12 protein-coding genes and 1 tRNA gene are annotated in these 11,979 nt (G+C 60.9%); 3 read left to right on the top strand and 10 right to left on the bottom strand.

Annotated elements, in window-relative coordinates; genetic code table 11:
* Positions 1-388 precede the first annotated feature (388 nt).
* The 3 genes from AC1IN8_RS11250 to AC1IN8_RS11240 all read right to left on the bottom strand — a co-directional run bounded on the left by AC1IN8_RS11250 (position 389) and on the right by AC1IN8_RS11240 (position 2,958).
* Positions 389-559 carry a XapX domain-containing protein gene (locus AC1IN8_RS11250; protein ID WP_005332215.1) on the bottom strand — a complete coding sequence of 57 codons (171 nt, stop codon included), beginning with the start codon at positions 557-559 and terminating at the stop codon, positions 389-391.
* A 123-nt stretch (positions 560-682) separates the two neighbouring features.
* Positions 683-1,957 (bottom strand): NupC/NupG family nucleoside CNT transporter, encoded by a 1,275-nt coding sequence (locus tag AC1IN8_RS11245; protein WP_139436905.1) that lies wholly within the window; start codon positions 1,955-1,957, stop codon positions 683-685.
* Positions 1,958-2,166: 209 nt separating this feature from the next.
* Positions 2,167-2,958: a TatD family hydrolase gene (locus AC1IN8_RS11240; protein WP_479758885.1), complete on the bottom strand. Its 792-nt coding sequence runs from the start codon at positions 2,956-2,958 to the stop codon at positions 2,167-2,169.
* Positions 2,959-2,998: 40 nt separating this feature from the next.
* On the opposite strand from AC1IN8_RS11240, the gene tppF reads away from it, so the two are divergent.
* Complete coding sequence (gene tppF, locus AC1IN8_RS11235) at positions 2,999-3,616, top strand: type IVa pilus pseudopilin TppF (protein WP_479758884.1); 618 nt, start codon at positions 2,999-3,001, stop codon at positions 3,614-3,616.
* Here tppF and AC1IN8_RS11230 read toward each other — a convergent pair.
* From AC1IN8_RS11230 to amt, 4 genes are all read right to left on the bottom strand, one after another.
* On the bottom strand, positions 3,585-3,758 hold the full coding sequence (locus AC1IN8_RS11230) for a hypothetical protein (RefSeq protein ID WP_479758883.1): 174 nt from the start codon (positions 3,756-3,758) through the stop codon (positions 3,585-3,587). The genes tppF and AC1IN8_RS11230 overlap by 32 nt on opposite strands.
* Before the next feature lie 82 nt (positions 3,759-3,840).
* On the bottom strand, positions 3,841-4,350 hold the full coding sequence (locus AC1IN8_RS11225) for an N-acetyltransferase family protein (protein WP_479758931.1): 510 nt from the start codon (positions 4,348-4,350) through the stop codon (positions 3,841-3,843).
* 122 nt (positions 4,351-4,472) lie between these two features.
* Entirely contained in the window at positions 4,473-5,825 is a 1,353-nt protein-coding gene (rlmD, locus tag AC1IN8_RS11220) for a 23S rRNA (uracil(1939)-C(5))-methyltransferase RlmD (protein WP_479758882.1), read from the bottom strand.
* Between the two features lie 234 nt (positions 5,826-6,059).
* Positions 6,060-7,487: an ammonium transporter gene (amt, locus tag AC1IN8_RS11215; protein WP_139436913.1), complete on the bottom strand. Its 1,428-nt coding sequence runs from the start codon at positions 7,485-7,487 to the stop codon at positions 6,060-6,062.
* Between the two features lie 548 nt (positions 7,488-8,035).
* Between amt and AC1IN8_RS11210 the strand changes: the two genes are divergently transcribed.
* On the top strand, positions 8,036-8,404 hold the full coding sequence (locus AC1IN8_RS11210; RefSeq protein WP_479758881.1) for a VOC family protein: 369 nt from the start codon (positions 8,036-8,038) through the stop codon (positions 8,402-8,404).
* Between the two features lie 138 nt (positions 8,405-8,542).
* Here the strand turns inward: AC1IN8_RS11210 and AC1IN8_RS11205 are convergent.
* A tRNA-Leu gene (locus AC1IN8_RS11205) sits at positions 8,543-8,627 on the bottom strand.
* A 142-nt stretch (positions 8,628-8,769) separates the two neighbouring features.
* Between AC1IN8_RS11205 and AC1IN8_RS11200 the strand changes: the two genes are divergently transcribed.
* Positions 8,770-9,288, top strand: a complete 519-nt coding sequence (locus tag AC1IN8_RS11200) for an RDD family protein (RefSeq protein ID WP_265435349.1) — start codon at positions 8,770-8,772, stop codon at positions 9,286-9,288.
* A 289-nt stretch (positions 9,289-9,577) separates the two neighbouring features.
* Here the strand turns inward: AC1IN8_RS11200 and lptG are convergent, their stop codons facing one another.
* Positions 9,578-10,648: an LPS export ABC transporter permease LptG gene (gene lptG / locus AC1IN8_RS11195; RefSeq protein WP_202047455.1), complete on the bottom strand. Its 1,071-nt coding sequence runs from the start codon at positions 10,646-10,648 to the stop codon at positions 9,578-9,580.
* Between the two features lie 135 nt (positions 10,649-10,783).
* Positions 10,784-11,896: an LPS export ABC transporter permease LptF gene (lptF, locus tag AC1IN8_RS11190; protein WP_479758880.1), complete on the bottom strand. Its 1,113-nt coding sequence runs from the start codon at positions 11,894-11,896 to the stop codon at positions 10,784-10,786.
* Positions 11,897-11,979: the final 83 nt, after the last annotated feature.

Here is an 11,979-nt window from a genome sequence, read left to right as displayed (position 1 = left end):
TATGTCTCCAAAGTCTTGATAAGTCCCCCCACCCACGATCCGCCACCACCGAACACGCAGGATCGGCGAGGAGAGATCCCGGACGAACGGGATATGGAATTACAGCGCAAATGCACAGGCAATACGGCTGCAAATAAGGCAAGAGCCCTGTCACTTTCTTACAAAAGTGCGGACTTGGTTCCATGAAGACTTGAGAAAGGCCGACAACCGCAGACCCGACTTCCCAATCAATTCCATTTGACCGCCAACACCCACCTCATGTGGGCATTAGTCAATGCCAGCACCCTGCTGGCATCGCCTATTTCAGCCGAGATACCCCGTGTTTGCAAGCCGGATTTGCCAATTTCAGAGGTACCTCACACCCGGCAAATCCAGCACTGGAAGGTGCTTAAGAGAAGAAGCGGGTCAGGATCCAGGAGTAGGCAATCCCCCCCAGATAGACCCCCACAATCCCCATTACCCCGGACAGTACGGGAGGTGCCGGGATCGGCAACTTGAGGAAAGAAAACAACACGCCAACGATAAAGCCGGCAGCAATCGCCAGTAGCACTTCATTCATAAAACCTCCGATTTGACTCATTTTATTATTAGTCTAGAAAGGAAAACGGTTGTCACCGCCCCAAACGAGAACGCCACAGCTTTTCGCTGTGGCGCTCGTTTCAACTTGTCTGTCAGACAAGCATTACATGGCTGTCAGTGCCAGGAAGAAGCCTGCGATGGTGGCAGACATCAGGTTGGACAGAGAGCCGGCCAGCACGGCCTTCAGGCCGAACTTGGCGATGGTGCCGCGACGGTTCGGTGCCATGGAGCCCAGACCACCCAGCAGGATGGCAACGGAGGACAGGTTGGCGAAGCCGCACAGGGCGAAGGAGATGATGGCCTTGGTGTGGTCGGACATGGCCACGCCGTTGATCAGCACTTCATCCTTCAGGTAGGGGGCGAAGTTCAGGTAAGCCACGAACTCGTTCACCACCAGCTTCTGACCGATGAAGGAACCGGCCACGACCGCTTCGCTCCAGGGCACACCGATCAGGAAGGCCAGCGGGGAGAACAGCCAGCCCAGCAGCAGCTCCAAGGAGAGCTCAGGCATGCCGAACCAGCCACCCACGCCGGAGAAGATGCCGTTGATCATGGCGATGAGGCCGATGAAGGCCAGCAGCATGGCACCCACGTTCAGGGCCAGTTGCAGACCGGCGGAGGCACCGGCAGCGGCGGCGTCGATCACGTTGGCAGGCTTGTCGTCCAGATCGCCATCGGCGGAGTTCTCGTCGTAGCTCGGGGTCTCGGTTTCCGGTACCAGCAGCTTGGCGAACAGCAGACCACCCGGGGCAGCCATGAAGGAGGCGGCGATCAGGTATTCCATCTTGACGCCCATGGAGGCGTAACCGGCCAGCACGGAGCCGGCAACGGAGGCCAGGCCACCACACATGACGGCGAACAGCTCGGAGTCGGTCATCTTGGAGATGAAGGGACGCACCACCAGCGGGGCTTCAGTCTGGCCGACGAAGATGTTGGCAGTGGCAGACAGGGATTCGGTACGGGAGGTACCCAGCACCTTCTGCAGACCACCACCCAGCAGCTTGATCACCCACTGCATGATGCCGAGGTAATAAAGAACCGCGATCAGGGAAGAGAAGAAGATGATGACGGGCAGGACGCGGAAGGCGAAGATGAAACCACCGCCACCGAACACTTCGAACATCTTGTTGCTGACCAGACCACCGAACAGGAATTCGATGCCGTTCTGACCATAACCGATGACGCTGGAGACGGCGTCGGACACGCTCACCAGAATATCCCGACCAACCGGGACATACAGCACGAAGGCACCCAGGCCTGCCTGAATGGCAAAGGCACCGCCCACGGTACGAATTTTGATTGCCTTGCGATTGCTGGAGAACAGCACAGCGATAAGGATGAGCGTCGCCATCCCCACCAGACCCATTATCAGATTCATTATTAACACTTCCTCTTTAGTAGCACCTGCCAGCTTGTTAACGTTTTGTGTATGAAAGCCGCTAATCAAGGGTGCGCATTATACTAATTACGGTGCGACAAAATAGAATACTGGTCACATTTTATAAGCCTGAAATGGGCTGAACGTCGTTTAATTAGACCGCAAACGATTTTTATGGGTCCTGTTTTTTATCACACCGGCATCGGTCGTTAATTGGCTGTTAAATCCATGGTCGCCCGCGGGAAAAGCCGCAGAGTGGATTCATGTAACACCGAAATAACATCCCCCAGCGGTTGCTGCCGTAATTGCGCCAGCAACCGGGCTATTGTCGGCAGGCTGGCCGGGGTGTTGATCTCCCCCTGCTGGCCCTGAAGCGGCATGTCCGGGGCGTCGGTTTCCAGCAACAAGGCCTCCAGCGGCATGGCGCGGATCGCCTCCCGGGTCTTGTTGGCCCGCTCATAGCTGATGACCCCCCCGATCCCCAGCCTGAAACCCAGTTGCCAGAATGCCTCGGCCTGATGCAGGGAGCCGCTGAAGGCGTGGATGACTCCCCCCCTCGCCGGTTTGAAGCGCCGCAGGATCTTGGCGACAGTGTCGTTGGCCCGCACCGAGTGGACGATGAGAGGCAGATCATGGGCCATGGCCAGCCTCACCTGCGCCTCGAACAGTTCAAGCTGCCCCTCCTGGGGCACCTGGGTGCGCAAGTCCAGCCCGCATTCGCCGATGGCCACCAGCCCCCGGGGTTTGCCCGCCAGCAGGGCCTCCAGCCTTGCCAGCGCCCCCTCCGTCTGGGCCCCCACATACCAGGGATGCACCCCCAGACCATAGCGAATGCCGTGATGGCGCTCGGCCAGCGCCATCACCCGCCCCCAGTTTTCCTCTCCCACGGCGGGGATGATATACTCCCCCACCCCCAGCTGGCGCCACTGGGCCAGCAATGCCTCCCGATCGTCATCGAACACCGGAAAATCCAGGTGGCAGTGGGTGTCTATCAGTTCCATGTCGCGCTTACCTGTTTGTCGTACTCAATGGGTTGATTCCATGCCAAAACACCTTTCCCACGGCTTTACCCTGCTAGAACTGGTGCTGGTCATCGTCGTGCTGGCCATACTCGCCGTCACCGCCCTGCCCCGCTTCATCAACATCCAGGACGATGCCCTCAAGAGCAGCGTCTCGGCGACCGCGGGCAGCTTTGCCAGCGCCGTGCAGCTCGCCCATGCGGGCTGGGCGGTCAAGGTGAAGGGGGAGCCGCTGGCACTCTATAACTTTAGCGGCATGGGCAAGCAGGATCTCGACATCAACCACTATGGCTGGCCAGTAGGGACCGATGAAAATCGACCTGGTATGGGGATTGACACCATTTTCCCTGGCGGAAAAAGCAATGAAATATCTGTCAACAGCAGAGCAGACTGCGAGCTTCTCTTCACCGGACTACTCGATACAGAACAAACAGTGGCGGATGAAGATAAAACAGGTGCCGAACCAGATTATATTTCGCAACTCATCCCTGCATACGATCAAACAGAGGCAGGAGGCCTAGAACACAGCAACTGCCGCTATACCCTGCGCGACTCCGTTGGCCGCTTCCCGGCCTACCCTGAAGGGCTCTCTTTCGACTACAACAGTGTCAACGGCGCCGTGACGCGCAATTTTCAGTGAGGCCGTCCTCGCCCTTGCCTGAGGCTTTCTCGTCCTCATCATGACGCACCGGCGCGCAACAGCGCCGGTTCTCCGGGGTGAGTCCCCACTCCTGGCACCAGGCATCGTAGCGAGCCAGCCAACGCAGCAATATCCCCTTCATGGGCCCTCCTCGTCTCTATTATTCTCCCGCTACAGCCTGCCCCAATCGTGCGCGCCGAACCAGCCTCACGGGCCCAGCGGCGTCATGGGGCCGTGAACGGCAACAGCAGCCCCATGCTGATCTCGTCGACATAGCCCTCGTCCAGCCGATACGCCTGCCGCCGCAGCCCCTCATCCAGAAAACCGCACTTGCGATAAAGTGAATGAGCCACCTCGTTATGGGCCATCACCCCCAGCTCCAGTCTGCTGATGCCGCACTCGGGTGCACTCGAGATCAGGGTACGCAGCAGCCGCTCGCCCCAGCCCTGGCCGCGCGCACTCGACCGCAATCCCATCACCACCAGGGCGCAGTGGCGATTGCGCGCCAGGCCGCCACCGATGAGCACGGCAAACCCCTGCACCTCTTCGGCCAGCACCAGCAGCCACATGGCCTGATTGGGGACCGCTGCCATGGCCTCGAGCCGCTGGCGCTGCCCCTCGATATTTGAGGGGCGCTCCCCCGCCTCATAAAGCATGAAGCGGGTCTCCCGATCCAGCTGCCCAAAGAAGTGATCCAGCGCCGCCGCATCCTCCACGTCCGCCAAACGAATCATCACCCCGCTCTCCCTGCCTGGTTGTCATGCCGGTCTACGGCCATAAAAAAACGACTCCATTTGGAGTCGTTTTTATCAGGGCCATCTGGCTAATGCCATTGATTCCTTGGCGGGCAGCCCGCTCAGCCTTGCGCCGGCAGGCTTAGACGGGCGACCGCTTCCACGTGCATGGAGTGCGGGAACATGTCCACCGGCTGCACCTCGTCCAGCACGAAGCCCTGCTTGACCAGCCAGGCGAGATCCCGGGCCAGGGTCTGGGGGTTGCAGGAGACATAGACCAGACGGCGCGGCGCCATGGCGACCAGGGTCTGCAGCACCGCCTTGTCACAACCCTTGCGGGGCGGATCCATCACCACCACATCGGCGGTCACGCCCTGGGCGTGCAGCTCGGGCATCAGCTGCTCGGCCTTGCCCACGTGGAATTCGGTGTGCTCTATGCCGTTCAGGGCGGCGTTGCGGCGGGCGTCGCTGATGGCGCTCTCCACCGACTCTATGCCCACCACCTTGGCGGCCTTGCCAGCCAAGAACAGGGAGATGGTGCCGATGCCGCAATAGATGTCGAACACCGTCTCGTTGCCGGTCAGCTCGCTGTATTCCAGCGCCTTGGAGTAGAGCACATCGGTCTGGCTCGGGTTGTTCTGGAAGAAGGAGAGGGGCGAGATCTCGAACGCGAGCTCGTGGATCTTGTCGCGGATCACCCCTTCCCCCAGCAGCACGCGGTTGCTCGTTCCCAGGATGCGGTTGGTGCGCTCGTCATTGATGTTCTGCACCAGGGTAGTGATGGGCAGATCCCTCAGGGCCGCCAGCAGTTCGGCCTCGAAGGGCAGCGTCTCACCCAGGGTCACCAGCACCACCATCAGCTCGCCGCTCTTGAAGCCCTTGCGGGTCATCAGGTTGCGTACGCAGCCGGTGTGAGCCACCTCGTCATAGGCGGCGATGTCGTGCTCGCGCATCCAGCCGCGCACCCGGGCATTGAGCTCCACGTGCAGGGAGTCCTGCACCGCGCAGTCGTCGGCGGTGATGAGATCGTGGGAGTGCTTGCGATAGAAGCCGATCTCGGCGCCGGCCTCGCTGCCACGCACGGCGTACTGCGCCTTGTTGCGGTAGGCGAAGGGGCTGTCCATGCCGAGGATGGGGTTGACCTGGGTCTCACCCAGCCCGACCTGCTCCAGCGCGCTCTGCACCAGGGATTGTTTCAGCTTGAGCTGGGCCGGATAGGCCAGCGGGCGCACCTGGCAGCCGCCGCACTCGGTGTTGGGGCAGAAATCGGCAACCCTGTCGGCGGACGGCTGGGTCAGCTCGACCAGCTTGCCGTGCAGGTAGTTCGGCTTGACCTCGGTCAACTCGACCAGCGCCTGCTCACCGGGCAGCAGACCCTCGACAAACAGGGGGCGATCGAACAGGCGACCCTTGCCATCCCCCTTGTCGGTCAGTTCCTGAATATCGATCTGATGTTGGTGTCCCACTAACGGCATGAGCGGCTCCGAAGGCATAGAAGAAAGGGTGGAAGCAGGGCTGACCCGGCTACCCCAAATAAAGGGTGGCAGAGTTTAGCGGAGATCCGGCCAAATTGCAGGCATAAAACATCCCTGGAAGGAAATAACGGCAGGCTGGATCAGGGAGCGCTGGATGGGGGGCGCCTCATGGGGCGCCATAAAAAAACCGCCGGACAAGGCCGGCGGCAGGTGGTCAACGGGCGCCTGAGGGGATCACAGGCTGTAGGCTTTCTCCCCATGGCTGGTGACATCCAGCCCTTCGCGCTCGGCATCTTCCTTGACCCGCAGGCCAATCAGCAGATCCACCAGCTTGTAGGCCACGGCGGAGACCAGGGCAGTCCATGCCACCGTCACCAGCACACCTATGACCTGGATCTTCACCTGGGTCAGGATGGAGTAGCCCTCGGCCACCTGGTTGGTCACATAGTCCCACACCCCGGTGCCACCCAGATCCGGGCTGGCGAACACCCCGGTCAGCACGGCCCCCAGGATACCGCACACCCCGTGCAGGCCGAACACATCTAGGCTGTCATCGGCCCCCAGCAGGCGCTTGAGACCATGCACCCCCCACAGACCGGCCACACCGCTCAGCAGACCTATGATGAGGGCACCACCGACACCGACGAAACCGGCGGCAGGAGTGATGGCCACCAGGCCCGCCACGGCACCGGACACGGCGCCCAGCAGGGAGGGACGACCCTTCATCACCCATTCGGCCAAGGTCCAGGAGAGCGCCGCACCCGCCGGCGCCAGCCAGGTGTTGACGAAGGCCAGGGCGGCCGTGCCGTTGGCTTCCAGCGCGGAGCCGGCGTTGAAGCCGAACCAGCCGAACCAGAGCAGGGCGGCCCCTATCATGGTCATGGTCAGGCTGTGAGGGGCCATGGGATCACGACCGTAGCCAACCCGCTTGCCCACCATGAAGGCACCGACCAGACCGGCGACCGCCGCGTTGATGTGCACCACAGTGCCGCCGGCGAAATCGAGGGCGCCGTGCTGGAACAGATAGCCTGCGGTGGCACCGGCAGCCTCGGCGGCGGCGGCATCCGTGTAGGCATCCGGACCGGCCCAATACCACACCATGTGCGCCATCGGAATGTAGGCGAAGGTGAACCAGATCACGGCGAACAGCAGCACGGCAGAGAACTTCATCCGCTCGGCGAAGGCACCGACGATGAGCCCGCAGGTGATGGCGGCAAAGGCCCCCTGGAACACCACATAGATGAACTCGCTGATCCCCACCCCCTTGCTGAAGGTGGCGGCGATCGACTCAGGCGTCACCCCGACCAGCAGCAACTTGTCGAAGGAACCGTAGAAGGCCCCGCCCTCGGTGAAGGTCAGCGAATAGCCGTAGATGACCCAGAGCACGGTGATCAGGCAGAACAGGGTGAACACCTGCATCAGCACGCTCAGCATGTTCTTGGCGCGCACCAGGCCACCGTAGAACAGGGCCAGCCCCGGGATGGACATCAGGATCACCAGGGCAGACGCCAGCATCAGCCAGGTGTTGTCCCCCTTGTTGATGGTCACGGTTGCGGCAGCCTGCACCACCTCGGCCTGCGCGGCCACCTCTTCGGCCCAACCTGGGGCGGCCATGGTGGCGCTCAGCGCCAGCAGGCCAGTCATTACGAGTCTCTTGAACATACAGCCCTCTCCTTGTCGTCCCGGCACCCGGCCGGGTCCATTTCCTGATATGAATGTCAAACTTGGCCACTTGCACGCATCGTCACATCCAGCTTGCCCACCCCCTCGGGCATGACGCGGCGGGCTCTTCATGGCGACCTGGGTTATCTAAAGCATAAAGCAGGCCAAGAAATATAATCCTTTACTTTCAACTGGTTGACTTTGGTTGTGCCATTTGATGCACCATATTGGCGCATCCTGCCCACTATCAGTAAGGGAGGCGCACTTCGGCTGTGCAGCGCCGGGCAACTGCACCAAGATGGCAACTGGGCGCCCAAACCGGGAGGATCCCGGGACAACGGGGCCCGTTTTGCCCTCAAGGTCATTTATTGAACAAATGAAAGATGCGTTTGCATTAAATAATCAAATGATGACAGCGGGGGAGAGCCCCATCCGAGGGGAAGGAGGGGATCACAGAGGGGGGATGCAGCGCCGGATCTGGCCTGCCCCCGATCTTTCGGGCCATACTGGCGCAACCAGGTTTGCCCTGTCACCCGAGCGAGGAACCCATGCCCAATCTCACCGTGACCGAAATCAAGGCATTCGTGCCTGCCCGCGACTTCAGCCTCTCCAGGCAGTTCTATCAGGATCTCGGGTTCACCCTGGCCTCCGACGGCGATGGGGTGGCCTACTTCCATTTCGGGGAGGCGAGCTTCCTGCTGCAGGACCATTACCACGAGGCGCTGGCCGAGCACTTCATGATGCACATCCTGGTGGAGGACGTAAGCGCCTGGCGGGCCCAGGTGGAGGCGAGCCAGGTCGCCAGCCGCTACGGCGTCAAGGTGACCGAGATCGTCACCCAGCCCTGGCACATGAAGGAGTTCTGTCTGTACGACCCCTCCGGCGTGCTGTGGCGCATCGCGCAGAATATCGACTGAGGATCCGAGGGTCTGAGGGTCTGAGGGTCTGAGGGTCTGAGGGTCTGAGGGTCTGAGGGTCTGAGGGGACAAGTATCCCGACCACCCGGAAAAACAAAAGGCCATCCGCGAGGATGGCCTTTTGTCATGGAATCTGAATGGTGCCCGGGGTCGGACTCGAACCGACACGTCTTGCAACGGCGGATTTTGAATCCGCTGCGTCTACCGATTTCGCCACCCGGGCAACTGCGAGGGATTATACGAATGGCGTTTTGGCATGCAAGGTGTTTTTCTTGTGCGGCCGTCGTTTGCTCAATTATTCAACGCCTTGCCGATGTTCGGCCAGTTACATAGAATGCCCGCATCATATTAATGGAATAATCATCATGGCCAAGCGCAAGACCCCCTCCTCTCTCCAGCCTCCCCCCCTGCACCAGCACCCTTCGGCCGGCCTGCTGCGGCGCCTGGGTGCCCTGCTCTATGACTACCTGGTGGTCATCGCCTTGCTGATCATCGCCGGTTTCATCGGCATGGGAGTGGCGCAACTGCTGCTGGCCACCGGGATGGCGACAGTCCCCGAGGGCAAGGATGCGGCCTGGCTGCTGACCAGCCCTCTCTACAGCGCCTGGCTCGCCCTGGTGATCTGCGGCTTCTACACCTGGTTCTGGACCCGTGCCGGCCAGACCATAGGCATGCGCGCCTGGCGTCTGCGCATCCAGAATCTGGACGGCAGCAACATTCGCATCACCCAGGCCCTGATCCGGCTCGCGACCTCGGCCTTCGGCCTCGGCAACCTGATGTGCGTGTTCAATCGCGCACGGCCCCGCGCCTTCCAGGACATCTGGGCCGAGTGTGAAGTGGTGGTGCTGAGCAAGCAGGAGAACCTGGAGCAGCTGAACAAGTGACCTGGTGAGTACGAGATGAGAAACAAGAAGGGCACCCACTGGGTGCCCTTCTTGTTTCTTGTCGTCTCACACCACAGCATCACTGCTTGCGGCTCAGGATATAGAAGGAGATGCCGCCAAACAGCAGGCTGGGCGCAACGGCTGCCAGCATGGCGTTGGCACCGCAGCACATCTCTTTATCCCGCTACTGCTTGCGGCTCAGGATATAGAAGGGGATACCGCCAAACAACAGGCTGGGGGCAACGGCTGCCAGCATGGAGTTGGCACCGCAGCACATCTCCTTATCTCGCTACTGCTTGCGGCTCAGGATATAGAAGGAGATGCCGCCGAACAGCAGGCTGGGCGCAACGGCTGCCAGAATGGGCGGCACCGCATACACCAGGCTGACCGGGCCAAACACCCTATCGCTCACATAGACCGCGAAGCCGGTCATGATCCCCATCAGCATCCGGGCCCCCATGCTCACCGAGCGCAGCGGGCCGAAGATGAAGGAGGAGGCGAGCAAGATCATGGCCACCACAGAGAGCGGCGACAGCAGCTTGCGCCACATCTCCAGCTTGTAGCGCCCGGCATCCTGCTTGTTGGCATCCAGATAGCCGATGTAGTCCCGCAGTCCCGAGATGGGCAGGTTCTCGGGATCTATGCTCACCACCCCCAGCTGCTTGGGGGTCAGCTCGGACTGCCACGCCATCTCGGCATGTTTCTCGTCCAAGATCTGCTTGGGATCGTCGAAACGGGTGATGTGCACCTGCTTGAGCAGCCAGTGATGCTGCTCGAACACCCCCTCCTGCGCCTGGACCACGTCGATCAGGTTGCGGGACGGGGTGAAACGATACAGGGTGATGCCGGTCAGGGCGCCGTCGTTGCGCACCCCGTTGATGTTGACGAAGTTGTTGCCATCTCGCGCCCAGACACCGTAGGCCGAGACGGTGAGTCGCCCTTCCGACATGGCGCCCGCCTTGATGTCATCCGCCATCCGCTTGGCGGCCGGGGCTACGTACTCGCCCATCAGACCGACCAGCAGCATCAGGGGGATAGCCGTCTTGAGCGCCGCCATGACGATGCTGATCTTGGAGCGGCCCGCAGCCTGCATTACCACCAGCTCCGAGCTGGTGGCCAGCTGGCCGAGACCGATGAGGCCACCCAGCAAGGCCGCCAGCGGGAAGAAGAGCACCGCCTCCTTGGGCATGGAGAGCAGCACGAAGTAGAGGGCATTGAGCATGTCGTAGTTGCCCTCCCCCACGGCTTTCAACTGCTCCACATACTTGATGAGCGCCGCCAGCCCGACCAGGGTCAGTTCGCACAGCAGGATCGACATGAAGATGACCCGGCCGATATATCTATCGAGAATGCCAAACATCAGCCGAGACCCCTATCTTGTAGCTTCATGCTGATTTCTCCTGCAATACGGTGCACCAGATCGGCATCAAAAATGACCCGACTGTCATGTCTATCGAGAATGCCAAACATCAGCAGAAACTCCCAGGTTGCAGCATCATGCTGACTTGCCTTTGACAAAGTGACTCTTGACCCCGTTCCACCAGCTGGTGCCCTGCAGGTTGAGCGGCAGCCCGATCAGCAGCAGATAGACCAGGGGCACCAGGAACATGCCGGGCCAGTGGGGCAGACGCCCGCTGTCGATGGCAGACCGGGCGGCGCTGAGCAGCAGGAAATAGGAGAGATAGAGCAGTATGGCCGGCAGCAGCTTGGCGTAACGCCCCTGCCGCGGGTTGACCCGGGCCAGCGGCACCACCAGGAAGGTGAGCACCAGGATGGAGAGGGGCAGCGACAGACGCCACTGCAACTCGGCCATCAGCTGGTTGTCCTGGGTACCGAGCAGCTCCAGGGTCGGCTTGGCCGCCGCCTTGCGGTTGGAGCGCTCCATCTCCTGCTGACGGATCACCAGGCTGTATTCGCTGAACTCGGAGACCTGGAACTGCTTGCCGGTGAACTGGCCCTCGTAACGGGAGCCATCCTTCAGGGTCAGCCACTGCAGGCCGTTGCTGTCGGCCGTCACCTGCCCCTCGTTGGCCACCACCACGGAAGGGGGCGAGCCCCCTTCGGCCCGCTGCAGCACGAAGATCTTCTGCAACTCGGAGCCCTTGTCATTCAGATCCTGGATGTAGGCCACCAGACGCCCCTTGTCGAGCTCCATGAAACGACCGGCCTGCAGGAAGGAGATACCCGGATCGGCCTTGAACTCGTCGATCACCTGGTACTCGCGCTCCTTGGCCTGGGGGGCTATCCAGCCGGTGTTGAAGGCCGCCACGGCGGCCGTCAGCAGGGCCAGCAGCAGGGCGCTGCCCATCACGAAGCGGTGGCTGAAGCCCACCGCATGCATCACCGTCATCTCGCTTTCCGCATACAAACGACCGTGAGCAAACAGAATGGCTAAAAACAGACTGATAGGCAGCATCAACAGGGCCATATTCGGCAGGTTGAGCAGCAAGAGGGTGGAAACCAGGCGCGTCGGCACCTCGCCATCGGCGGCGTCGCCAATGATCTGGATAAATTGCTGGCTGACGAAGATAAGCAGCAGTACGAACAGCACCGCCAGCTGGGTTTTCAGGGTCTCCCTGAACAAATATCGGAAAACGATCACAGTCATTCCCAAGTAAACTTGTGTTTTTAGTCGAATGCCTGAAAAATAGGGCCCTATATTGGATTTTTACCAGTTTGAACTGCGGAGCC

It is taken from the genome of Aeromonas sp. 130281 (assembly GCF_056642115.1).
The sequence above is the reverse complement of the archived record's forward strand: the minus strand, read 5'-3'. Positions and strand labels throughout refer to the sequence as shown.